24 protein-coding genes and 1 tRNA gene are annotated in these 23,065 nt (G+C 29.3%); 20 read left to right on the forward strand and 5 right to left on the reverse strand.

Annotated features, from left to right (window positions below; translation table 11 throughout):
* Positions 1-11: 11 nt before the first annotated feature.
* Together gltS and L8U04_RS02260 are read right to left on the reverse strand one after the other, a co-directional pair.
* Positions 12-1,202, reverse strand: coding sequence for a sodium/glutamate symporter (gltS, locus tag L8U04_RS02255; protein ID WP_133319408.1), 1,191 nt, complete (start codon positions 1,200-1,202; stop codon positions 12-14).
* Positions 1,199-2,071, reverse strand: a complete 873-nt coding sequence (locus tag L8U04_RS02260) for a formimidoylglutamase (protein ID WP_263661071.1) — start codon at positions 2,069-2,071, stop codon at positions 1,199-1,201. The genes gltS and L8U04_RS02260 overlap by 4 nt, the downstream gene beginning before the upstream one ends.
* A 255-nt stretch (positions 2,072-2,326) precedes the next feature.
* On the opposite strand from L8U04_RS02260, the gene L8U04_RS02265 reads away from it, so the two are divergent.
* Positions 2,327-3,838 (forward strand): BCCT family transporter, encoded by a 1,512-nt coding sequence (locus tag L8U04_RS02265; RefSeq protein WP_263709315.1) that lies wholly within the window; start codon positions 2,327-2,329, stop codon positions 3,836-3,838.
* Positions 3,825-4,952, forward strand: a complete 1,128-nt coding sequence (locus L8U04_RS02270; protein ID WP_133319405.1) for a mandelate racemase/muconate lactonizing enzyme family protein — start codon at positions 3,825-3,827, stop codon at positions 4,950-4,952. Before L8U04_RS02265 ends, L8U04_RS02270 begins: the two co-directional genes overlap by 14 nt.
* A 21-nt stretch (positions 4,953-4,973) precedes the next feature.
* On the opposite strand, the gene yedF is transcribed toward L8U04_RS02270, so the two are convergent.
* Both yedF and yedE read right to left on the reverse strand, forming a co-directional pair.
* Positions 4,974-5,201, reverse strand: a complete 228-nt coding sequence (yedF, locus tag L8U04_RS02275; protein WP_133319404.1) for a sulfurtransferase-like selenium metabolism protein YedF — start codon at positions 5,199-5,201, stop codon at positions 4,974-4,976.
* The gene (yedE, locus tag L8U04_RS02280) at positions 5,198-6,406 is read right to left on the reverse strand and encodes a selenium metabolism membrane protein YedE/FdhT (RefSeq protein WP_263709316.1); all 1,209 of its coding nucleotides are present in this window, start codon (positions 6,404-6,406) and stop codon (positions 5,198-5,200) included. The genes yedF and yedE overlap by 4 nt, the downstream gene beginning before the upstream one ends.
* Positions 6,407-6,561: 155 nt before the next feature.
* Between yedE and L8U04_RS02285 the strand changes: the two genes are divergently transcribed.
* The 16 genes from L8U04_RS02285 to L8U04_RS02365 all read left to right on the forward strand — a co-directional run bounded on the left by L8U04_RS02285 (position 6,562) and on the right by L8U04_RS02365 (position 21,129).
* Positions 6,562-6,659: transfer RNA gene (locus L8U04_RS02285), tRNA-Sec, on the forward strand.
* A 26-nt stretch (positions 6,660-6,685) separates the two neighbouring features.
* Positions 6,686-7,936: an adenylosuccinate synthase gene (locus L8U04_RS02290; protein WP_133319402.1), complete on the forward strand. Its 1,251-nt coding sequence runs from the start codon at positions 6,686-6,688 to the stop codon at positions 7,934-7,936.
* A complete protein-coding gene (locus L8U04_RS02295; RefSeq protein WP_133319401.1) occupies positions 7,933-8,352 on the forward strand; it encodes a flagellar FliJ family protein in 420 nt (139 codons plus the stop codon). Before L8U04_RS02290 ends, L8U04_RS02295 begins: the two co-directional genes overlap by 4 nt.
* Positions 8,349-8,867, forward strand: coding sequence for a MotE family protein (locus L8U04_RS02300; RefSeq protein ID WP_165955271.1), 519 nt, complete (start codon positions 8,349-8,351; stop codon positions 8,865-8,867). The genes L8U04_RS02295 and L8U04_RS02300 overlap by 4 nt, the downstream gene beginning before the upstream one ends.
* A 63-nt stretch (positions 8,868-8,930) precedes the next feature.
* Positions 8,931-9,482, forward strand: a complete 552-nt coding sequence (locus L8U04_RS02305; RefSeq protein ID WP_133319399.1) for a DUF507 family protein — start codon at positions 8,931-8,933, stop codon at positions 9,480-9,482.
* A complete protein-coding gene (gene carA / locus L8U04_RS02310; RefSeq protein WP_263709317.1) occupies positions 9,479-10,597 on the forward strand; it encodes a glutamine-hydrolyzing carbamoyl-phosphate synthase small subunit in 1,119 nt (372 codons plus the stop codon). Before L8U04_RS02305 ends, carA begins: the two co-directional genes overlap by 4 nt.
* Positions 10,594-11,256, forward strand: coding sequence for a sulfite exporter TauE/SafE family protein (locus L8U04_RS02315; RefSeq protein ID WP_133319397.1), 663 nt, complete (start codon positions 10,594-10,596; stop codon positions 11,254-11,256). The genes carA and L8U04_RS02315 overlap by 4 nt, the downstream gene beginning before the upstream one ends.
* A gap of 108 nt (positions 11,257-11,364) precedes the next feature.
* The gene (gene ccoN / locus L8U04_RS02320; RefSeq protein ID WP_263709318.1) at positions 11,365-12,831 is read left to right on the forward strand and encodes a cytochrome-c oxidase, cbb3-type subunit I; all 1,467 of its coding nucleotides are present in this window, start codon (positions 11,365-11,367) and stop codon (positions 12,829-12,831) included.
* An 11-nt stretch (positions 12,832-12,842) separates the two neighbouring features.
* Positions 12,843-13,508, forward strand: a complete 666-nt coding sequence (gene ccoO, locus L8U04_RS02325; protein WP_087700416.1) for a cytochrome-c oxidase, cbb3-type subunit II — start codon at positions 12,843-12,845, stop codon at positions 13,506-13,508.
* Between the two features lie 8 nt (positions 13,509-13,516).
* Complete coding sequence (locus tag L8U04_RS02330; RefSeq protein WP_133319395.1) at positions 13,517-13,720, forward strand: cytochrome c oxidase, cbb3-type, CcoQ subunit; 204 nt, start codon at positions 13,517-13,519, stop codon at positions 13,718-13,720.
* Positions 13,720-14,598 carry a cytochrome-c oxidase, cbb3-type subunit III gene (ccoP, locus tag L8U04_RS02335; protein ID WP_263659490.1) on the forward strand — a complete coding sequence of 293 codons (879 nt, stop codon included), beginning with the start codon at positions 13,720-13,722 and terminating at the stop codon, positions 14,596-14,598. Before L8U04_RS02330 ends, ccoP begins: the two co-directional genes overlap by 1 nt.
* Positions 14,598-14,810: a DUF4006 family protein gene (locus L8U04_RS02340; RefSeq protein ID WP_133319393.1), complete on the forward strand. Its 213-nt coding sequence runs from the start codon at positions 14,598-14,600 to the stop codon at positions 14,808-14,810. Before ccoP ends, L8U04_RS02340 begins: the two co-directional genes overlap by 1 nt.
* Before the next feature lie 100 nt (positions 14,811-14,910).
* Positions 14,911-15,486, forward strand: a complete 576-nt coding sequence (locus tag L8U04_RS02350; RefSeq protein WP_261529512.1) for a hypothetical protein — start codon at positions 14,911-14,913, stop codon at positions 15,484-15,486.
* A 2-nt stretch (positions 15,487-15,488) separates the two neighbouring features.
* Positions 15,489-16,001, forward strand: a complete 513-nt coding sequence (locus L8U04_RS02355; protein ID WP_165955270.1) for a FixH family protein — start codon at positions 15,489-15,491, stop codon at positions 15,999-16,001.
* On the forward strand, positions 16,001-18,388 hold the full coding sequence (locus L8U04_RS02360) for a PD-(D/E)XK nuclease family protein (RefSeq protein ID WP_263709320.1): 2,388 nt from the start codon (positions 16,001-16,003) through the stop codon (positions 18,386-18,388). Before L8U04_RS02355 ends, L8U04_RS02360 begins: the two co-directional genes overlap by 1 nt.
* Complete coding sequence (locus tag L8U04_RS02365; protein WP_263709322.1) at positions 18,385-21,129, forward strand: RecB-like helicase; 2,745 nt, start codon at positions 18,385-18,387, stop codon at positions 21,127-21,129. Before L8U04_RS02360 ends, L8U04_RS02365 begins: the two co-directional genes overlap by 4 nt.
* Here the strand turns inward: L8U04_RS02365 and L8U04_RS02370 are convergent.
* Positions 21,126-21,950, reverse strand: coding sequence for a WG repeat-containing protein (locus tag L8U04_RS02370; RefSeq protein WP_263709323.1), 825 nt, complete (start codon positions 21,948-21,950; stop codon positions 21,126-21,128). The two genes, L8U04_RS02365 and L8U04_RS02370, sit on opposite strands and share 4 nt — an antisense overlap.
* A 171-nt stretch (positions 21,951-22,121) precedes the next feature.
* Between L8U04_RS02370 and rplM the strand changes: the two genes are divergently transcribed.
* Positions 22,122-22,547, forward strand: coding sequence for a 50S ribosomal protein L13 (gene rplM, locus L8U04_RS02375; RefSeq protein WP_039617653.1), 426 nt, complete (start codon positions 22,122-22,124; stop codon positions 22,545-22,547).
* Between the two features lie 2 nt (positions 22,548-22,549).
* A complete protein-coding gene (rpsI, locus tag L8U04_RS02380) occupies positions 22,550-22,939 on the forward strand; it encodes a 30S ribosomal protein S9 (protein WP_039617655.1) in 390 nt (129 codons plus the stop codon).
* Positions 22,940-23,065 lie beyond the last annotated feature (126 nt).

The raw sequence follows: 23,065 nt of genomic DNA on the forward strand, positions 1-23,065 counted from the left end.
TGCGAGAGTAACTATGAAAAAATATTAATCAAATAAGTATTTAAAGGTATTGCAACAATATCAATTAAAACAGCACCGCATAAAGGTACTATTAAAAAAGCTTGTCTTGAAGTTAAATTATATCTAGAACAAACTGCATTCATATTTGCTACTGCATTTGGTGTTGCACCTAGACCATGTCCCATAAGTCCGGCACACATAATCGCACTATCATAATTTTTTCCGCACAATCTAAAAACTATAAAAATTGTAAAGAATAGTAAAGCTAAAACTTGCACAATCAAAGTAATAAAAAGAGGTGTAGCAACAGCACTTAGTTCGTTTATTTTTAAATTTATCATAGCCATAGTTAAAAAAATACCAAGGCTTAATTCACTTATAGTATCTATTGTATATTGATTTAGCTTGAAAATATTAAAAGAATCATTAATATTTCTTACAACAATAGCAACAAGCATAGCACCAACATAACTAGGCAAAGAATAGCCGCTATATTGTGTAAATTTGGAACTTAAAAAAAATCCAATACACATAATACATAATATTAAAAATAAAGATTTTAAAAAATCTTTATAATTTGCATTGTGAATTTCATGCTTTAGAGGATCTATATCTTTAATATCTTGATTAGTTGTGATTTTTAATTTGTGTTTATTTATAAGATATTTTGCTACAGGACCTCCGAGCAAAGACCCTGAAATCAGTCCAAAGGTTGCCGCTGCCACTGCTAAAACTTTAGCGTTATTTAAGCCACTTAACTCTTCAACCATGCCTCCAAAAGCTATAGCATTTCCATGTCCTCCTTCCAAAGAAACAGCACCACATAAAATTCCATATAGTTTATTTAAATCAAATAAACTCATCATGGAAATGCCGATAAAATTTTGCATTAAAGCCATAAACCAGCAACAACCTAGATAGATTAAAAGTACTTTTCCTCCTACTTTTAAGAGTTTAAAACTTCCACTTAATCCTATTACGGTAAAAAAAGCCACCATTAAAGGAGTTTGTAAACTTGTATCAAAATCAACTTTAATCTCAATAAAACTTAAAATCCAAATGATTATACTGATTAAAAATCCACCTATAACTGGCGCGGGAATGCAAAATTTTTCTAAGATTAAAAAGCGTTTTTTCAAAAACATACCAAACAATAAAACCCCGATACTAATAGCCAATACACTTAAACTATCAAATTTCATATCATTCCTTTACTTAATAAAAAATATGCTAGATAAGCAGCGATTTTTGCAGTGTGATTGTCTATATCAAATTTAGGATTAAATTCACAAATATCTGCTAAAGCAACTTTTTTGCTTTCAAAAATAATTTTTATCGGAGTTAAAATTTCTTTTAAATTGATACCAAAAACAGCAGGGGCGCTTACAGCAGGAGCTATGCTTTGTGAAAATACATCCATATCAATACTTAAATAAACAACTTCATTTTGTTTTAAGAAGTTTTTAATGACTTCTATACATTTTTCAAATTCAGTATCTAAAACATAACTTGCTTTCATATTATCCATAGTTTGAAAAAGTGCTTTTGTGTTAGATAATTTACTTGCACCCAAGCAAAGATAAGAAAAATTATAATTATTTTCTTTTGCATATTCATAAGCTTTGTAAAAAGAATTTCCAGAAGTATGTAACTCCTGAATTCTTACATCAAAATGTGCATCAAAATTTATAACTCCTACACTTTTTTTGTAATCTAAAAGCGCTTTGATACAAGCTAAAGATGTTTCGTGTCCACCTCCTAAAATTACACCATAATGATTATTATGTAAAATTTCTAAGCACTTGTGATAAAGTAGTTCATCGCCTAATTCTAGGGTATCAAAATTTTCAATATCTCCTAAATCATCAAAATCAAAATCATCATGTATAGCAAAATTTGCCATATTCTTTCTTATAATTTTTGGTGCTAATTCACTTCCAATTCTACCATTATTTCTCTGCACACCCAATGATGAACAAAAGCCTAATAATTTATTATTTGAAGAGTGATTTAAACATTTAAATAATCGTTTATGGATAATTTCATCACCATCATTTCTCCCTTGCCACATGTATTCCTCCTTTTTTGTGTTTAATTTCAATGTAAGATATTTTTTTAAATATTTTTGTATTTTGAGAAATAACATTATTTATTTGTGTATTTTAGTAGCAATAATTTATTGATTAAATAATTTTTTATTATAGTAAAAAATATTTGAAAATACTAAGGTATGGCTTTTAATGCATTTATGATAAAAGTTTCTTTAAGTTTTATTTTAAAATAAGAAAATACTATATATTTACTACTTGAAACAAAAAGGAGATTTATGCAAAAAAATAATCAAAAAACTTATGATTTATTTTTGATAGTGACATCTATCTTGGCGGTTTTTATGGTGATTGTAATTTTACTTATAAATCCTAGTAAAGCTTTAGAAGTAGCAAATTTTCTTTTTAGTAAGCTTACACATATGTTTGGCTCATTTGTTCAACTTTTTGAGTTTATTTGTGTAGTTTTTATTTTCTACTTGGCTTTTTCTAAAATAGGTAATATTAAATTAGGCGATGGGATAAATCCTTATTCAAATACTGCTTGGATTTTTATGTTTATTTGTGCAGGACTTGGATCTGCTACTATGTATTGGGCATTTATGGAATGGGCATATTATTATTTAGCACCTGGATTAAATATTACTCCAAAATCTGCAGAAGCTTTAAGAAGTGCAACTTCTTTTGTGTATTTGCATTGGGGTATTACGCCTTGGGCTGTATATGCTTTAAGTTCTATTGCAATGTGTTTTCATTTTTATATTTTTAAAAATAAAAATTTAAAAATTTCAAGTTTAATAGCAAATATCTTGCATATTAATCAAAATATAGTGCTTGATAAAATCATCGATGTTGTGTTTTTATTTAGTACTTTTGGTGGACTTGTGCTTACTACAACCCTTTCTATAATTACAATTAGTGCTGGACTTTCTGGAATTTTTGATATTAATGATGGTTTTTATTTAAAATTTATTCTTTTAGCTATTGTTACAGCTGTTTTTACCTTTTCTAGTTTTGTTGGATTATCAAGTGGTATGGCAAAACTTGCTAAAATATCTTGTATCTTGTGTTTTGTGTTTGCAATATTGGTATTTATTTTAGGAGATAGTGTATTTATATTAAATAATATAATAAATAGTATAGGGGTATTTTTTAGTAATTATATTTCAATGAGCTTATATAATGATATTACTGGTGTAAGTAGCTTTAATTCTGATTGGACAGTTTTTTATTGGCTTTATTGGATTACTTACACTCCTGCTGTTAGTATTTTTGTGACAAAAATTTCTAAAGGAAGGACCATTCGTCAAGTAATTTTTGGTCTTATTGTGGGTGGATGTATTGGGACTTGGTTTTTCTTTGGAGTTTTGAGTTCATATGCAATAGATATTTTTCAAAGTGGAGTCTTAGATGTTCCAAATTTTATTAGTTCAAATGCTGGAGAAGCTGGAGTGGTAGCATTGATAAAAACACTACCATTTGGTACTATTTTTGCTCTTTTTTATTTCCTGCTTATGATGGTATTTTTGGCTTCTCATATGGATGCTACTGCATTTACTATTTCTTGTGTAAGCACAAAAATAGATAGTGAAAATCCTAGTAAATATTTAAAAGTTTTTTGGTGTATTATGCTTGGATTAATTCCTTTAGCAATGCTTTATATAAATGCAGATTTAAATACCTTAAAAGTTGCAGTTGTTTTGAGTGCTGCTCCTTTTTTGGTAATACTTGCTATTAGCTTTTATGGGCTTATTAAATGGATAAAAAGGATGGATAATGAAAATTACTAAGGTTGAACCTATATGGTTAAGGACAAAAACTTTTGATGAGTCTTGTGAGTGGGGTGAAGATGCCTTTATATTAAGAATTTATACAGATAATAATCTTTATGGAATAGGAGAAAGTGATAGTGCTGCAGCAGTTTTAAAGATAATGTTTGAGCAGCCTAGTACTCATGGATCTTGTAGAAATTTAAGTGAAATTTTAATAGGACAAGATCCAAGAAATATTAAGAAGATTATGGATGATTTGATTGAGGGAAGTGCGTATTATGGACTTAGCGGAGCATTAATTTGTGCTTTAAGTGCAATAAATATTGCTTTATATGATTTACTTGGAAAAATTTATGGTGTAAGTGTAGCTACCATACTTGGTGGAAAAAGAAAAGACTTTTTAAATGCATACGCTACTTTTATTCCGAGTGAAAATATGGAAGAAAATATTTCTAGAGTAAAATACTTAAAAGAAGAAGGTTTTAAACTATTAAAATTTGGTGGTGCAGGCTTTGGTAATAATGCATTAGCTGATAAAGAGATTATCAAGAATATTAGAGGTGCAGTGGGTGATGATATTAAACTTAGTATTGACTTAGTAGGACTTTGGAAAAATTTTTCTTATGCAAGAGAAAGATTTTTGGAAATTGAAGAATATAACTTAGAGTGGATAGAAGAACCAGTTAGTGCAAATAATTTTTATGATTATGCAAGACTTAGCGAACACTTACCTTGTAAGATTACGGGTGGAGAGAGTTTTTACACGCTAAATGAGTTTGAAAATTTTATTAAAAAGTCAAAAGTTTCTATTGTGCAACCTGATATTACTAGATGCGGTGGTTTTGACACTATGTTAGAAATTGAAAAAATATCTTTAAAATATGGTTGTGATTTAGTCCCGCATGGTTTTTCTACAGGAATTTTACTTGCTGCTACGGTGCAGTTTCTAGCAAGTACTAAATATTGTAATTTGATAGAGTATTCTCAATCAACAAGTGTGCTTTTTACTCATTTGGTGAAAAATTTAATCCCTTGCAAAGATGGTATAGTTGAAGTCAATGATGCTGTGGGTATAGGAGTGATATTGGATGAAAATTTAATAGAAAAATATCGTATAAATATAAAGATTTGAGTAAATACTCAAATCTAATTTTTAAGGTTTTTGAATTAAAAATCTAAGCGTTGGTCCATCTTGATCTATCTCTAAAATTTCAAATCCGCGATTTTTCGCATCTTGAGGTATAGAATTAATACTTTGTGGGCAATCACATAAAATTTCTAAGACTTCACCTGATTTTAATTCTTTTAATGCATCAATGGTAGCTATAGCAGGATATGGGCATGCCTCACCTTCTAAATTTAAACTATAATGAATAATCATAATTTTCCTTTGTTGTGTTGGAAGAATAATCTTTTAAATTTTAAAACAAACAAAAATAAAATAGCAAACAAAGCTAAATTGATTAATAAGCCATTAAAATAACCAAAATCATTTAAAAGATGAATTTTTATACCATTTGTTAGTATTTTTGGGAAATGATCATAATTTAAAGCTAAGATCATAGTACCGATGATATTGGCAATACCCACTATAATAAAATGACTTTGTCCCTCGCAAGCTCTATACATCCAACCACACTCGCATCCTCCGGCAAAAACTATTCCAAATCCAAATAAAAAAGCACCTATAGCAAGGTTTGGTGATATTTCTATTACTTTACTAGTATGCCCTTGTAATATAAAAGCAAAAGCTATTAAACAAGCTATGATCATACCTATTAAAGCGCCTTTTATAGCATTGTCTCTACCAAATAAAAATAAATCTCTAAAGCAAGAAGTGAAGCAAATTTGAGCCCTAGAAATGATAAAACCAAAAACAAAACCAAATATTAACGCTAAAGAAAAAAAACTTTCTTTGTTTTTAATATCAATATTTTGTTTTTGTAGTATAAATACAACATAAGTTATAAAAATTATAAATACACCAAGTCCTATGTAAAAATATATTTTTGAAATTTTATTTTGTGTTTTTAATTTTTGATTTTCTTTGCAAACGCGTTGTAACTTTGCTTTTGGCTTAAATAAGGCAAGATTACAAACCTTAACACCTAGATAAATTCCTAAAATCATAAATAAAGTAAAAACCCAAGTATGTAAAGAAAAATAAGGTAAACCTGTAAAGAAATTTGCTAAATTACAACCAAAAGCAAGTCTTGCACCAAAGCCTGATAAAATTCCTCCTATAATAGCTTGAAAAATTCGAATTTTGCTAGCAGGCAAACGCCATTTAAATTTATTTGCTAAAAATGCAGCTATTAAGCATCCTATAAACATACCTATGAGCATGATACCATCAATTCTTGTTAAGGGACTGCCACTTAAATTTTGCTTTTGGTAGTAAGTGTAGGAGCTTAAATCCATACCAAAAAATTCTAAAATTTCTCCACCCCAGCGTGTCATTTCACCTGTAACAGCCCAAACACTACCAAAAATTCCAAAATAAATAGCACTTAAAATTCCAAGTATAATCATGCCTTTGGAATTATCCCAAAAATTTATAAAAAAAGATTGTTTGAAAGAATGCATTGATATATCCAAAAATTGTAATTGTCAAAACTTGACACTGAAAAACAAACATTATAACTAAAAAATATAATATTTCAAAGTATTTTTACACGCTTATAATTTCATATGTTTAATTTTTGTTTCAATTAAAAATATTAAGATATAATATCATTTTTGGAAGGTTAGCTTATCTGGTGATGGCCACTGACTTCAAATCAGATGAAAGGGTAGTTGACTACTTTTTGGGGAGTTCGATTCTCTCACCTTCTCGCCAAATTTAAGTCAAAATGGAGTTTTTTTATGAGTAAAGCAGATATTGTCGTTGGTATCCAATGGGGTGATGAGGGTAAAGGTAAGATAGTTGATAAGCTATGTGAAAATTATGATTATGTTTGCAGAAGTGCAGGTGGACATAATGCAGGTCACACTATATGGGTTGATGGTATAAGATATGCTTTACATTTAATGCCATCAGGTGTTTTAAATAAGCAATGTATTAATGTTATAGGTAATGGAGTTGTAGTTAATCCTGATGTATTAATTAGTGAAATGGCTCAATTTGAAAATTTAGAAGGAAGATTATTTATAAGCGATAGAGCTCATTTAAATTTAAATCATCATGCTTTGATTGATCAAGCAAGAGAAAGACTTAAAGGTGATAAAGCTATAGGAACAACAGGCAAAGGTATAGGGCCAAGCTATGAAGATAAAATAAGTCGTAATGGACATAGAGTAGGGGAATTGCTAGAGCCTGAAAAGCTTTGTGAAAATTTAATGAAAGATTTTGAACTTAAAAAAACTTATTTTGATGTTTTAGGTATTGCAATGCCTAGTTATGATGAAATTTTAAAAGATTTAAAACGCTTTAAAGAAGTGCTAGCGCCATATATTACAGATACTACAAGAATGCTTTGGAAAGCTTTAGATGAGGATAAAAAAGTATTGTTAGAAGGCGCGCAAGGTTCTATGCTTGATATTGATCATGGAACTTATCCTTATGTAACTAGTTCAACGACTATTTCAGCTGGAGCTTTAAGTGGTTTGGGATTAAATCCAAAAGAAATTGGAAAAGTTATAGGCATAGTAAAAGCTTACACAACAAGAGTGGGAAATGGAGCTTTTCCAAGTGAGGATTTAGGCGAAGATGGTGAAAAAATAGGACTTATTGGTAAAGAAATTGGAGTAAGCACAGGTAGAAAAAGAAGATGTGGTTGGTTTGATGCGGTTGCGGTAAGATATACTGCAAGATTAAATGGCTTAGATACTTTATCATTAATGAAACTTGATGTATTAGATGGTTTTGAAAGTGTTAAAATTTGTAAAGCATATGAATATAAAGGACAAGAAATAGACTATGTACCTTGTGATTTAGAAAACGCTAAGCCTATTTATGAAGTAATGGAAGGTTGGGATAAAGTTGCAGGGATTAGAGATTATGATTTGCTACCTGAAAATGCTAAAAAATACATTAAGCGTTTGGAAGAATTAAGTGGCGTTAGAGTAGGTTATATCTCCACAAGTCCTGAAAGAGAAGATACTATCATTTTATGAAAAGCAAATATTCTTCTGTGATTAAGCTTAGAAAACAACAGCTTGATAAAGCAGAGGCAAATTTGACTAGAACAAGACAAAAGCTTTTGTTGTGTGAAGAAGAATTTAAAGAAGCTTTAAAAACATGCGAAAGCTTGACTTTGGCTGATAAAGGTTCGGTGGCTTTGTTAAGATCGTCTTTAAAAATGCAAGAAATTGCAAGAGAGGGTAAGCAAAGAATTAAACAAAAATTAGACCTAACTAAAAAAGAACTTGCACATCATCAACATTTATACAAAAAGGCTCATTTGGAATTTGAAAAAATTAAGGTTTTAGAAAATGAAGAATTAAAAAAAATCCAAAAAGCTTTACAAAAAGAAGAAGAAAAATTTATAGATGAACTTGCTATAACAAGACATTTTAATAAGGATAAATGATGAAAAAAATAATATTTTTATTGATTTTCTTAAATTTTGTAAATGCACAGCAAAATTGCGAGCAGTATTTTGAAGCAAGAAAAGAGCAAATGCAAGAGCAAATTAGAGAATATGATGAAGCAAGACAAAGTTTAGAGGCTTATAGAGCTTCTTTTGAAGCTTTGCAAAAAGAAAAAATGCAAGCTTTGGAGCAAAAAGAAGCTGATGTTAATGCAAGTTTAGAGCAAATAAAAAGTTTAAAAGAGCAAAATGAGCGTATATTAGAAGCGACTAAACAAAATCTTCAAGTTATTAATGATAAAACCATGGGGCGTATCACAGAAATTTATGCTAAAATGAAAGATGTGGCCGTGGCAGGTATATTAAGCGAAATGGAACCGGATGAGGCTTCAAAAATTCTACTTTCGCTAGATCCTAGAAAAATTTCATCCATTATGGCCAAGATGGATCCAAAAAAAGCTTCCGATTTAACACTACTTTTGAAAAATTTAGATCAAAATGCAAGTTCGCAGTAAGTTTTAAGCAGTTTTTACCTTTTTTTTAGTATTATTTCAAAATAAAAATAAAAAGGTGAATAAATGCGTATCAAACCAGCTCATATACCTTATATAGCAAATAAAATAATACTTGATTTAATGCATTCTTCTTTTGTTAAAATTAAAGATGATAGTCAAAAACTTTTAAAAACAGCAAAAGAAATTATAGAAATAGATGTTTTAAATGAGCGTAAACTTGATGAAAAAGCAAAAGAAATTTTAGAAAGCCAAGAAGATGAAATTGAGTTTATGCAAATAGATAGAAAAAGTATGTTTTGGATGATTAAGAAAAAACTAGCAAATGAGTTTAAATTTATGCTCGATAGTGAAGATAGATACAATAATCTTTCTCATAAAATTTTAGAAAATTTAGTGGAAGAAGATTTGATAAACTACAATGTGTCAGAAAATCGCGTGAAAAATCTCATTTTTTCAAGTATTATGTCTTATTTAAAAGAGTATGAAAATTTAGAAGATTTAGTCTATGAAAAAATTTCAAATTATAAAAGAAAACTTATTCCAGGTTCTGAAGAATATGAATTGGTATTTGAAAAGCTATATCAAGAAGAGCTTAGAAAAAAAGGACTTTTATGAAAGCATATATTTATATAGAGAATGATGTTTTTTTAAGCGCAAAGGCTTTTGGACAAAGTGGAACTTTTTTTGGAGAGCTTGTTTTTAATACTTCTTTAACGGGGTATCAAGAAATTATTTCTGATCCATCATATGCAGGTCAGTTTGTAGTATTTTCAATGCCAGAAATTGGTATAGTTGGTATTAATGATGAAGATAATGAAAGTAAAGATGTATTTGCTAGCGGAATGATTATAAGAGAATTAAATGAAGATTATTCTAATTTTAGAGCCAATGATTCTTTAAGTGCTTATTTGAAAAAGCATGAAAAAATAGGGCTTTGTGAAATTGATACTAGATTTTTAGTTAAAATGATCAGAGATCAAGGAAATTTGAGAGCGGTAATATCTACTGAAATTAAGGACAAAGAAGAGCTTAAAAAAATGCTTCTTTCTAGTGCTAAAATTGATGAAGTAAATTATGTAGCACAGGTTAGCACTAAAAGCTCTTATAAACATGGTAAAGGTGCTTGGGATCATAGCAACAAAGCTTATGAGAATGTAAAAGCAAATGGTAAAAAAGTAGCTGTGATTGATTATGGTGTAAAAGAAAATATTTTAAATGAGCTTGTAAGTGTTGGACTTGAGGTGGAGGTTTTTCCTTATAATACCAAGGCAAAAGATTTGATTGATTTATATCAAAAAGGTAAAATTCATGGTGTATTTTTATCCAATGGACCAGGTGAGCCAAAAATTTTAAAAGATGAAATCGCAGAGATTAAAAAACTAGCAGAAGCTAAAATTCCTATGCTTGGTATTTGTTTGGGACATCAACTTTTAAGTAATGCTTTTGGTTATGAAACTTATAAAATGAAATTCGGCCAACATGGAGCAAATCATCCTGTTATTAACCTTACTAATAACACAGTAGAAATTACAGCACAAAATCATAATTATAATATTCCTGAAGAAATAGCAGAGGTTGCAACTATTACTCATAGAAATTTGTTTGGTGATAATGTAGAGGGTGTGAGATATAAAAATTATCCTATTATATCGGTGCAACATCACCCAGAAAGTTCTTCAGGACCACATGAGAGCAAGTATATTTTTAAAGAATTTTTAGAGCTTTTGTGAGTTTAGATTTTATTGCTTTAGCAAGTATAGCTTTTCTTTCTAGTTTTGGGCATTGTTATGGAATGTGTGGAGGTTTTGTTTTAGCTTATACTCAGCTTTCAAAGCAAATTAAACTCCCTTTTTTTCTTTTAATTTTCTCATATCATCTATCTCGAATTTTTGCTTATGTTTGCTTGGGCATATTTTTTGGAGTTTTTGGAAGCTTGCTTTCATTTAGTGAATTTTCAAAAGGCATAATGTTTTTTATAATTGGAATTTTTATGATAACATTAGCACTTGCTTTGATTTTTAAAGGAAAATTTCTAAGTTTTTTTGAAAATTCTTTATTTTTTGAATGCGTAATTAAAAAAAACATCTCTAGATTGATTCAACAAAAATCTTTCAAGAGTACTCTTTTTTTAGGATTTTTAAATGGCTTTGTGCCTTGTGGTTTGGTGTATTTTTATATAGCCTTTGGAATGAGTGTGCAAAGTGTGTATTTATCGGCTTTAATTATGCTTGTTTTTGGTTTTTCAACTTTACCAGCATTGATATTTCTTGCGTATTTTTCTAAAACATTAAATGAAAAATTTCAAAAAATAGCTAGTTTAATTTCCTATATTTTAATTTTTTGTTATGGTGTGTATTTTTCTTATATAGGCTTTGTTTTTACGCGATAATTTATTAATAAATAATAAATAATTAGACATAGTTTAAGCTAAAAAAGATATTAAGTATCGTATAATATAAAGATCGCATAATTGCAGAAAAAAACTTAAGGAGAGGAAATGCACCCAGGAAATGCATTAAACTATGACTATACGGTTGCTAAATATTTTATGTTTGCTACCTTATTGTTTGGTGTTATTGGTATGGCTATTGGAACGCTTATTGCCTTTCAGATGGCTTATCCGGATTTAAATTATTTAGCCGGTGAGTATGGTACTTTTTCAAGACTTAGACCATTGCACACTTCAGGTGTAATTTTTGGTTTTATGCTCTCAGGAATTTGGGCTACTTGGTATTATATTGGTCAGCGTGTGCTAAAAGTTAGTATGGCAGAATCAAGCTTTTTAATGTTCATTGGTAAATTGCATTTTTGGCTTTACATGATCACTATGATTATAGCTGTTATTACTTTGTTTGTAGGTGTTAGCACTTCAAAGGAATACGCAGAGCTTGAATGGCCACTTGATATATTGGTAGTTTTAGTTTGGGTTTTATGGGGTGTAAGTATTTTTGGGCTTATTGGAATTCGCCGTGAAAAAACTTTATATGTTTCACTTTGGTATTATATAGCTACTTTCCTAGGTATAGCAATGCTTTATTTATTTAACAATATGGCTGTGCCTACTTATTTTGTGAGTGGAATGGGCGATTGGTGGCATAGTGTTTCTATGTATGCAGGGACAAACGATGCATTAGTTCAATGGTGGTATGGGCACAATGCAGTTGCATTTGTATTCACTGTTGGTATCATCGCTCAAATTTATTATTTTCTACCAAAAGAAAGTGGACAACCAATTTTCTCATACAAATTATCTTTATTTGCATTTTGGGGCTTAATGTTTGTTTATTTATGGGCAGGTGGACACCACTTGATTTATTCTACAGTGCCTGATTGGATGCAAACTATGGGTTCAGTTTTTTCAATCGTTCTTATTTTACCTTCTTGGGGTTCAGCAATTAATATCTTACTTACTATGAAAGGTGAGTGGAGTCAATTAAGAGAAAGCCCATTAATCAAATTTATGATTTTAGCTTCAACTTTCTATATGTTCTCAACTTTGGAAGGTCCTATTCTTTCTATTAAATCAGTTAATGCATTAGCACACTTTACAGATTGGATTCCAGGACATGTTCATGATGGTACTTTAGGTTGGGTTGGCTTTATGACTATGGCTGCGCTTTATCACATGGTGCCTAGAATGTTTAAAAGAGAATTATATAGTAAATCGCTAATGGAAGCTCAATTTTGGATCCAAACTACAGGTATAGTATTGTACTTTAGTTCTATGTGGATAGCAGGTATTACTCAGGGTATGATGTGGAGAGCTACAGATGAGTATGGTAACTTGCTTTATACTTTCATTGATACTGTTGAAGCTATTATTCCTTATTATTGGATTAGAGCTGTAGGTGGCTTGTTGTACTTAGTAGGATTTTTCATGTTTGTTTATAATATTTATAAATCAATTTCAGTGGGTAGAGTGCTTGATAAAGAGCCAAAAAGTGCTTCACCTATGGCAGCATAAGGAGGAAAAATATGTTTAGTTGGTTAGAAAAAAATCCATTCTTTTTTGCTGTGGCAGTATTTATAGTGATCGCATATGCAGGTATTGTGGAAGTTTTACCTGATTTTGCTCAAAATGCAAGACCAATTGAAGGTAAAAAGCCTTATACGGTTTTACAACTTGCAGGACGCCATGCTTATATTAAAGAAAGTTGCAATGCATGTCATTCACAACTTATTCGTCCTTTTAAATCAGAAACAGATCGTTATGGTATGTATTCAGTTAGCGGTGAATATGCTTATGATAGACCATTTTTATGGGGTTCAAAAAGAACTGGACCTGATTTATTGCGTATAGGTAATTTTAGAACTACAGATTGGCATGAAAATCACATGTGGGATCCAGTTTCAGTTGTTCCTGGTTCTATTATGCCAGCTTACAAACATATGTTTAGCAATAATGCAAATATAGAAACAGCTTATGCAGAAGCACTAACTGTAAAAAAAGTTTTCAATGTTCCTTATGATGTTGAAAATGGTACAAAACTTGGTACTTGGGAAGAAGCTCAAGCAGAAGTTAAAGCAGAAGCCCAAGCTATAGTAGATCAAATGAAAAATCAAGATGTTAAAGATGCGTTTGCTAGAGGTGAAATTAGAGAAATTGTCGCTTTGATTGCGTATCTTAATAGCTTGAAATAGGAAAAATTATGGATTTAGAACTAATAAGAGAGTTGCAAGCTTATGGCTTTTTTGCCCTTGTAGTATTCTTAGTGGTAGTTTTGTATTCTTATTGGTTTCATTTGTATAGATCTGAAAAAACAGGTAGAAGAAACTATGAAAAATATGCTGATTTAGCATTACATGATGAAATTGGCGATCGTGTTTTAGAGCAAAATAAAAGGAGTGCTTAATGCAATGGTTGAACTTACAGGATAATGTTAATTTATTATCTTTTATTGGAGCAATTCTTATCATATTGATTACGCTTGTTGTGGTAGGAAAATTGTTTAAAAGTATGAAAGAAGAAAAAAGTCAGGGTGAGCTAAGCGAACATAGTTGGGATGGTATAGGTGAATATAAAAATCCTATACCACTTGGCTGGGCTGTGGTATTTTTCTTAGCTATAGTATGGTGTATATGGTATTTTCTTTGGGGGTATCCTTTAAATAGTTATTCTCAAATTGGTCAATATAATAAAGAAGTGCAAGCGCATAATGAGAAATTTGCACAAAAATTTGCAAATTTAAACAATGAAGATAAGCAAGAAATGGGCAAAAATATCTTTTTAGTTCAATGCTCTTCTTGTCATGGTATTACAGGTGATGGTATCAATGGAAAAGCTCAAAATCTTAATGTTTGGGGTTCAGAAGAGGGACTTATAGAAGTAATTACTAAAGGTTCTAAGGGCTTAAATTATCCTATGGGTGAGATGTTAAGTGCAGCAGATAATGGTATAGATGAAGCTGATATTCCTGCAATTGCCGCTTATGTTGCTTCTGAAATTTCAGCAATTAAAAAAACCGAAAATCCTCAACTTGTGGCAAAAGGAAAAGAATTATTTGTCACTTGTACAGTATGCCATGGTGAAGATGGAAAAGGAACTATTGATGGTCAATTAGTGGCTCCAGATTTAACAAAATATGGTAGTGCAGAATTTGTAGTAGATGTTTTAAATCGTGGTAAAGCAGGTAGTATAGGTGTAATGCCTCATTTTAACAATGGCTTGTTAAATGAGCTTCAAAAAGAAGCGGTCGGCGAATATGTGATTTCTCTTTCAAGGGGCGAATAATGGAAAATTCAAACAGATGTGTATTTTCACTTTCAGGCGTTAGCGGAATGTTAATAGCAACTATTTTATTATTATCGATTTTAGCAGGATTAACTATTTTGGGTCTAAAAACACAACAAGATGTTATGCAAAAACCTTATAAAATAGAAAATGCAGAACAAATTAAAATGTTTGACTCTAAAAGAGAAGAACATATCATTATAAAGGAATGATTATGGCAAAAGTTCTTGAGTATTTAATCATAGCCGGTTTAGTTGTAGCGGCTGGAATCACTGCTTGGTCGGTTTTAACTGCAAATCATCTTTTTATAGGATGAAAAATATATTTAAAGGCGGTTTTTTAGCCGCCATTTTTATTTGTTTTGCTAATTTTTTACATGCTGAAATATTGTTAAATGATAATATCTTAAACACTGCGATAGAACAAAATATCACTACAAGTTCTAGACAAATTTATGAATTAACTGGAGTAAATATCGCTTTAGCATTAAGTGATAAAAAAGATTTTGAAAGTTTAAAAAATTATGAAGCTAATTTAAGTAAGCCATATATTTTACTTGTATTTTCTAAAGCTTCACATAAGGTAGATATACTTGCAAGCGATGATGCTTTGGCTTTTTTTGATAAAGAAGGTGTTTTGAGTCCTTATCCTGAAAAAGGAACAATTTTACCTATACTTGCAAATCCTAAACAAAAAGATATTTATAATGCAGCTATTTTAAATGGTTATGCAGATATAGCCGATCAAGTAGCAAATTATTTTAATATAAAACCTTTTTATGGAAATTCAAATCGTGATACTTTAAATATTATGAGAATTTTAATCTATGGATTTTTATGTGTTGCAATTTTAATGCTAGTTCAAAGAAAAATCAAAAGGAGAAAATAAAAATGGAAAATAAGAAAACATTTTGGCCTTATGGCATTTTGATTTCTTTGGGGCTTATTGTTATAGCTTGTATTGTTACGATTTTTATTGCAAGCAAGGCTCCTGTGTATGAAGATAATTTTTATTTTGATTCTTATCAAAATGTAGAGTTAAATTATAATGAAATTCAAAACAGACAAAAGACTTTTGATGAAAATTTTAAGCTAAGCATTAAAGACAAAGAAAGCTTTATGCATAAGAAAAATCAAGTTTATTATATCAATGAAGGACAAAATGAGCTTAGGATTGCAATTGAAAATTTAAAAGATTATGACTTAAGTAAGCTTCAAATCCAAACTTTACTTTCGCGTCCACATACAAATGTAAATGATGAGAATTTGCAAGTAAGATTAGAAGGAAGTGATTTGGTGTTTGATTTTAATATCAAAGAAAAAGGTGTTTGGCAAATACTTTTAAAAATCACTCAAGATGAAAATAGTGTAGGATTTTTTAAATTCTTTTTGCAGACTAAATAATGAAACTTTTTGTATTTAGCTCACTAAGAGCTTTAAGAAAGTATTATGAGAAAAAACTACAGGTTGATAGTTTAGTAGAACCGGCTATGAGTATAGCCGAATTTATACAAAAGTTAGTTTTTTCTCCGCATTTTCAAGCAACACACTATGAGTGTTTACTTTTGATGAAAAAGGCTTGTGAGCAAACTAAAAATTTAGAGCAAAGCTTAAAAATACCGAGTAATTTTTTTGCTTTCTTAAAAAATAATGCTTATTTATTTAGTTTCTTTAAAGAGCTTAGTTTAGAAAAAAAAGATATCAACTCATTAAAATTTCATGATGCTTACGCTCAGTATGATGAACATTTGCAAATTTTAGAAGAACTTTTTAAAAATTATCTTACCTTGTTAAAAGAGCAAAATCTATATGATGATATTTCTTTGCCGCTAGATTATGAAATTAATAGTGATTTTTTAAAAAATTATGATGAGATTATTTTTGATTTTCAAGGTTTTTTAAATGCCTTTGAAGTAGAGCTTTTGTTAAAAGTTAAGGAAATGCTTCCTCTTAAAGTGCAGTTTAATTGCACTAAATTTAATAAAGATTTTTTAAATACTCTTAGCTTTTTACAAGGACTTTCTCTTAAGGCAAATTATGCTTATTTGTTTGATTTAAATCAAAAAACAATTTTAAAAGAAGAGTGCTTTTTTAAAGAAAGTAAAATTAGTTATAAAAGTTTTCATTTAAGATCTTTACAAGCTGCTTTTGTTTTTGAAAAAATTAATTCTTTTTTAAAATCCGGTATAAGCGCAAAAGATATTGTAGTGATTACACCTGATGAGAATTTTGTAGATATTTTAAGACTTTATGATAAAAACAATGTTTTAAATTATGCAAGTGGAGAAAGTATTAAAAATACACTTTTTTATCACAGATTAAAGTCTTTGTATGAAAGTGCTAAAGATGATGAGTTTGAGTATGAAGAAAATGAAGAATTTTATGAAAGGTGTAATTTAAACAAACATTTGTGTAATTTACATTTTTTTTCTTCTAGTGTTGATTTTACAGAGTTTAAAAAGCTTTTTGATGAAAATATTTCTTATGATTTTTTTGAGAATTTTATTTTTAATTTACTAGAAGATAGTGATGAGGAGTTAAAAAATTATATACATCAAGAGCTTATTTTTATCAAAGAGCTTGTAAAAACACACGAGTTAAGCTTTGTGCAAATTTTAGAATTATTTTTCATGCAAATTGATGGTATAAAATTAAGCAGTGTTGGTGGTGGTGAAGTTACTGTAATGGGGCTTTTAGAAAGTAGGGGACTTAGATATGACGGGGTGATTATAGTCGATTTTAATGATGAATTTATCCCAAAAAGAGTTTCAAGTGAGTTATTTTTAAACAATGAAATTCGCAAAAAAGCAGGACTTATCACTCATGCTCAAAGAGAAAATTTACAAAGACATTATTATTATACTTTAATAGCCAAGGCAAAATTAGTTGGAATTTCTTATGTGGAAAATGAAGAAAAAATCAAATCAAGATTTTTAAACGAGCTTGAACTTCCATTTTATGAAGACAAGACTTATAGTAATAATGCTTATGTGAAATATTTTCAAACTTATCCATGTACTTTTAATCTTGAGCCTATTGTAAGTATTAAAGCAAAGCACGATTATTTTCAAAGTGATCTTTCTTTTTCAAGATTTCATCTTCTTGTGCATTATGGTTTGGATTATTATTATAAATATGTTTTAAGATTAAAAGAGCCAAAGACTTTAGATGATACACTTAGAGCAAATGAGTTGGGGAGTTTTATCCATAAGGCTTTAGAACTTTATTATACACAAAAATCTAAAAATCATTTTGATTATGAAGTTTTTATGCAAGTGATAAAAAGCATTAAACAATACCGAGTTGATGCGCTAAATTTAGCTTTAATACAAACTATATTTAAAGAATTCCAAACACTTGAAAATGAGCATTTTAAGCAAGGTTATGTGGTAGAAAAATGTGAATTTAATCCACCAAGAAAAGAATTTATTGCAGAAAATGGAGTGAAAATTCACGCCATAGGCTTTTTAGATAGAGTAGATAATAATGGCAATGAAAGATTGATTATAGATTATAAAAGTGGTAAGGCAGATGAAAAATCTTATCAACTTGCTTTTTATAAGTTTTTATTAGAAAATCAAAATACCTTATTAAATACAAAAGCTTGCTTTTATGATCTAAAAAATATCAAAATCATACATGAAAATGCTAAAAGTAAGAGCGTGCAAGAACTGAAAGACTTGCTTAATGAGCTTGCTAAAGAGCCTTTGGAAAAAGAATTTTTTAATCAAAAAAACGACAATACTTACAGCCCTTATACCATGCTTTATAAAAAGGAGTTTAAACTTTGAGTTATCATTTTGAGCCTTTTTTAGCTTTGGAAGCTAGCGCAGGAAGTGGAAAAACTTTTGCATTAAGTGTGCGTTTTGTAGCTTTGGTTTTAATGGGAGCTAAGATTAATGAAATTTTAGCCCTTACTTTTACTAATAAAGCTACAAGCGAAATGAAAGAAAGAGTTTTTAAAACCTTTTTAGAATTTGATGTGCTTGAAAATGGAGAGAATAAAGCAGAGTGTAATGAGCTTATGAAAATGCTAGGTAAAAGCAAAGATGAGCTTATAGCTTTAAGAGAAAAATACAAAGATGAGTTTTTAAGATCTAAGCTTAATATCTACACTTTTGACAGCTTTTTTTCACAAATCATTCGTTCTTTTGCTTTAAATTTAGGTCTTATGAGTGATTTTGACATTATAGAAAGTCAAGATAGTTATAAAAATTTCATTTCTAAATTAGACGAAGAAGAATTAAGAGCTTTAGCTTATTACATTGTCCAAACAAAAAGTAAAAGTGATTTTTTGCAAAATCTTGAAAGCTTGTATGAAAGATCTTGTGAGATTAATTCTATACAAAATGCACATTTTCCAAATAAAACTTTTTTAGAAAAAAGCTTAAGTGAGTTTATAGCTTATGCAAGAAATTTAAGCACAGATAAAAACTATCAAAAAAATTTTGAATTTGAAAACATAGAAGATTTCTTTACTAAACCTATTATTTGTGATTTAGATAAAAAGTATTTTGCAAAAGTCATCGATAGTGAATTTTTACAAAAAAGAGCAGAGTTTTTACAAAGCGCAAAAGAGTATTTTACTCAAATGGAAAATTATCGCATTAGTATGCTTGCAAAGCTTTTGAAGCATTTTAAAGAAGCAAGAAATGAAAACAATGCTAAGCAAAATGCATTAACTTTTTCAGATATAGCTTTAAAAACTTATGAGTTAATTAGTGATGAAACTAATAAAGATTTAATTTATTTTAGACTTGATGGTTATATTTCGCATTTATTAATTGATGAATTTCAAGATACTAATGTTTTGCAGTATCAAATTTTAAAACCTATTATCGCTGAACTTGTTTCAGGTGAGGGAGTGAAAAAAAACAGAAGCTTTTTTTATGTGGGGGATAAAAAGCAAAGCATATATGGTTTTAGAGGGGGTAAAAAAGAGCTTTTTGATAAGCTTTTAAAAGATTTTCCACAAATTAAATTAGAGCATTTAGATACTAATTATCGTAGTAAAAAGATTATTGTTGATTATGTAAATGAAGTCTTTAAAGATAAATTTTTTGATAGCTTTTTAAATCCTAGCTTTACTTTGCAAAAAAGCATTAAAGAAGGTGGATATGTGGAAGTTTTACAAAATCATATCCCGCCAAAAAGTTCTTTGCATGAAGCAAGTGGTAAAGAAGTTTTAAAGATCATTCAAAAGCTTTTAGAAAAAGGCTTAAAGCTTAGTGAAATTTGCATTTTGGTATGGATTAACAAAGACGCTACTTTAATGAAAGAATTTCTTGAAGAAAATGACATTAAAGCTTATACGCAAAGCAATGTAGCTTTGATGGATTGTATTAGTGTAAGAGTGCTTTTTGAGTATGCAAAGGCTTGTGTGCTTAAAGATGAGTTTAGTTTGTACTTTGCAAGTAGTATTTTAGAAAAAGAGCTTGAGTTTATCACGCTTGATTTAAACCGCAGTGTAGGTGAGATTTTAAAATACTTAGTACATGTTTTAAAGCTTGATTTAAGCGATGTTAATCTCATCGCATATTTAGAGTATGCAAGTACTTTTGATAATTTCTTCGATTTTTTATTTGCTCCATGTGAATTAAAGTCTTTACAAGCTCAAGATGATGGAGTAAGTATTATGACCGTGCATAAGTCTAAGGGGCTTGAATTTGAAAATTTAATCGTACTTGATAGACTTAGTAAAAAAGCTCCGGATAATGAAACTTTAATGTTTGAGTATGATTTAGAGCAAGGTTGGGAAGTAAAATACCGACACAGTGCTAGAAAACATCTTGAAGATCAAAATTACAATACCTTTTTAGCTAAAAGAGAAAAACTTCAAGCAGAAGATGAGATAAATTGTCTATATGTAGCACTTACTAGAGCTAAAAATTCTCTTTTTATCATAAAAAACGATGAGAGTTTTAAAACCTTTAAGAGTTATTTTCAAGACTATGAAGAAAAACAAATAGGCATTATAGAAGAACAGCTTGTTAAAACAAAAGAGCCTTTAGAAAATTTAGAACAAATAGAAAACTTTGAAGAATTTCAAAAGGTAAATTTACAAGAAGTTAAAGTAAAAAGTCATCTTTCAAGCACGCAAATACACTTTGGTTTGGCTTTGCATGAGTTTTTGCAATATTTTGATTTTAACACTAAAAGCAATTTTGAATTTTGCAAGCAAATGGTGTATAAAAAATATCGTTTTTACTTAGATGATGAAAGTTTTAATGAGCTTTTTAAAAGACTTACTATGCTTTTAAAAGATGAGAGCTTTAACGCGCTTTTAGCGGGTAAAAAGCTACTAAAAGAGCAAATCATCACTTATAAAGGTGAGCAAAAACAGCTTGATATGCTTGCATTTGATGATAATGAAGCTATCATTATAGACTATAAAACGGGTTTAAATTTAAACGAGCATAAAAAGCAAGTTTTACTTTACAAAGAAGCCATAGAAAAAATCTTAGCCAAGACTTCCACTAAGGCTTTTTTGGTATATGTTTTAAAGGATAAAGTGGAAATAGTGGAGGTTTAATAATAATCTATATCATCAAATATAGGTTCTACTATAAAATTTCCATTTTTATCTATAAGTCCCCATTTTTCATTTAACTTGACTTTTGCAATTCCTTGGTTGAAACTATAAACTTTATCAAAAATAGGTTTTATTGCAAATTTTCCATTTTTATCTATAAAGCCATATTTTCCATTTAGTCTAACACTTGCCAAATCTTCTTTAAAATCCCAAGCCCAATCAAAATTAGCTTCTATTGCAAATTTTCCATTTTTATCTATAAAACCCCATTTTCCGTTTAAATTAACACTTGCTAGATTTTCCTTAAAATTAGAAATATTGTCAAATATAGGATTTATTATTATCTCCCCGTTTTTATTAGCAAATCCCCACTTTTCGTTTAAATTAATACCTGCAATATTTTCACTAAAACCAAGAGTATAATCAAAAATAGGATCTAATATAAATTTTCCACTTTTATCTATAAAACCCCATTTTCCATTTATCTTAACACTTGCTAGATTTTCCTTAAAATTAGAAATATTGTCAAATATAGGATTTATTATTATTTCCCCGTTTTTATCTATAAATCCCCATTTTCCATTTAATTTAGCTTGTATGGGCTTTTTATATTTAAGAGGATAGGAATCTAAGCACGCCTTAATATCCCCACTGTTACACTTTTCTTTTAAAATTTCATATTTGTTATTTTGTTTGTTTGGGTTAGTTGTATGAATTTCACTTTTATTTGTATTATAATAAATATTAAAACCAAAAGCTAAAATAGGTAGTACAAAAGCAATAGCAAATTTTATTTTATGTTTAGCAAATAAATTTAACATTATTTCGCCTTATAAAGTATTTTATATTACAATTGTAATATAAACTATTTAAGAATAAGTTACAATATAAAAAAGATATCATTTAAACTTTAAGTATTCTTAAATTAAGTACTAATTAAGCTAAAATAATTATAATCTCATTTTAAAAAAATTTTTGGCAAAGGTAAGATGATGACAAAGATAACAAAGCCAAACGAAGTAAAACGCGAATGGATCGTTTTAGACGCTGAAGGAAAGCGTTTTGGTCGTCTTTTAACAGAAGTAGCGACTATTTTAAGAGGTAAAAATAAACCTTGCTATACTCCAAATGTTGATTGTGGAGATTATGTAATCATTATCAATGCTTCTAAAGCAGTTTTCACAGGTGCAAATAAAGCAGAAGATAAACTATATCACAGACATTCAGGGTATTTTGGAAGCGTAAAAAGTGAAAAATTTGGTGATTTATTAGAAAAAAATCCAGTTAAATTATATAAATTAGCAGTTCGTGGTATGCTACCTAAAACAAACCTAGGTAGAGCTATGCTTAAAAAATTAAAAATTTATGCAGGTAGCGAACATCCTCATACTGCTCAAATTGCTAATAAAGGAAAATAATCATGGCAACAACATACGCAACAGGTAAAAGAAAAACCGCTGTAGCTAAAGTTTGGGTAAAAGCTGGTAGTGGTAAAATCATCGTTAATGGTATGGATTTAAACACTTGGCTTGGCGGACATGAAGCTATAAAATTAAAAGTAGTTCAGCCTTTATTAGTAACTAAGCAAGAAACTTCTATGGACATTAAAGCAACAACTTTAGGCGGTGGTTACAGTGCTCAAGCTGAAGCTTTAAGACATGGTATTTCAAGAGCTTTAGCTGCTATGGATGCAGATTTTAGAGCATTATTAAAACCAAAAGGACTTCTTACTAGAGATAGCAGAACTGTTGAGCGTAAAAAATACGGTCGCAGAAAAGCAAGAAGAAGCCCACAATTCTCTAAACGCTAATATTTTTTGGATCCATTTTGGATCCATTTTCTCTGTTTTTTTAAAAAAATCATATTTTTTTCATATATTTTTATTTTATTTAAAATCAAAGGATTTTTTGTTTAGAATAAATATTTATAATTCCAA

Source organism: Campylobacter sp. IFREMER_LSEM_CL908 (genome assembly GCF_025771545.1).
GTDB lineage: Bacteria > Campylobacterota > Campylobacteria > Campylobacterales > Campylobacteraceae > Campylobacter_D > Campylobacter_D lari_D.

Coding starts and splice junctions, on each gene's coding strand:
- gltS (WP_133319408.1), bottom strand. CDS start 1,202: ATGAAATTTGATAGTTTAAGTGTATTGGCTATTAGTATCGGGGTTTTA.
- L8U04_RS02260 (WP_263661071.1), bottom strand. CDS start 2,071: ATGTGGCAAGGGAGAAATGATGGTGATGAAATTATCCATAAACGATTA.
- L8U04_RS02265 (WP_263709315.1), top strand. CDS start 2,327: ATGCAAAAAAATAATCAAAAAACTTATGATTTATTTTTGATAGTGACA.
- L8U04_RS02270 (WP_133319405.1), top strand. CDS start 3,825: ATGAAAATTACTAAGGTTGAACCTATATGGTTAAGGACAAAAACTTTT.
- yedF (WP_133319404.1), bottom strand. CDS start 5,201: ATGATTATTCATTATAGTTTAAATTTAGAAGGTGAGGCATGCCCATAT.
- yedE (WP_263709316.1), bottom strand. CDS start 6,406: ATGCATTCTTTCAAACAATCTTTTTTTATAAATTTTTGGGATAATTCC.
- L8U04_RS02290 (WP_133319402.1), top strand. CDS start 6,686: ATGAGTAAAGCAGATATTGTCGTTGGTATCCAATGGGGTGATGAGGGT.
- L8U04_RS02295 (WP_133319401.1), top strand. CDS start 7,933: ATGAAAAGCAAATATTCTTCTGTGATTAAGCTTAGAAAACAACAGCTT.
- L8U04_RS02300 (WP_165955271.1), top strand. CDS start 8,349: ATGATGAAAAAAATAATATTTTTATTGATTTTCTTAAATTTTGTAAAT.
- L8U04_RS02305 (WP_133319399.1), top strand. CDS start 8,931: ATGCGTATCAAACCAGCTCATATACCTTATATAGCAAATAAAATAATA.
- carA (WP_263709317.1), top strand. CDS start 9,479: ATGAAAGCATATATTTATATAGAGAATGATGTTTTTTTAAGCGCAAAG.
- ccoN (WP_263709318.1), top strand. CDS start 11,365: ATGCACCCAGGAAATGCATTAAACTATGACTATACGGTTGCTAAATAT.
- ccoO (WP_087700416.1), top strand. CDS start 12,843: ATGTTTAGTTGGTTAGAAAAAAATCCATTCTTTTTTGCTGTGGCAGTA.
- L8U04_RS02330 (WP_133319395.1), top strand. CDS start 13,517: ATGGATTTAGAACTAATAAGAGAGTTGCAAGCTTATGGCTTTTTTGCC.
- ccoP (WP_263659490.1), top strand. CDS start 13,720: ATGCAATGGTTGAACTTACAGGATAATGTTAATTTATTATCTTTTATT.
- L8U04_RS02340 (WP_133319393.1), top strand. CDS start 14,598: ATGGAAAATTCAAACAGATGTGTATTTTCACTTTCAGGCGTTAGCGGA.
- L8U04_RS02350 (WP_261529512.1), top strand. CDS start 14,911: ATGAAAAATATATTTAAAGGCGGTTTTTTAGCCGCCATTTTTATTTGT.
- L8U04_RS02355 (WP_165955270.1), top strand. CDS start 15,489: ATGGAAAATAAGAAAACATTTTGGCCTTATGGCATTTTGATTTCTTTG.
- L8U04_RS02360 (WP_263709320.1), top strand. CDS start 16,001: ATGAAACTTTTTGTATTTAGCTCACTAAGAGCTTTAAGAAAGTATTAT.
- L8U04_RS02370 (WP_263709323.1), bottom strand. CDS start 21,950: ATGTTAAATTTATTTGCTAAACATAAAATAAAATTTGCTATTGCTTTT.
- rplM (WP_039617653.1), top strand. CDS start 22,122: ATGACAAAGATAACAAAGCCAAACGAAGTAAAACGCGAATGGATCGTT.
- rpsI (WP_039617655.1), top strand. CDS start 22,550: ATGGCAACAACATACGCAACAGGTAAAAGAAAAACCGCTGTAGCTAAA.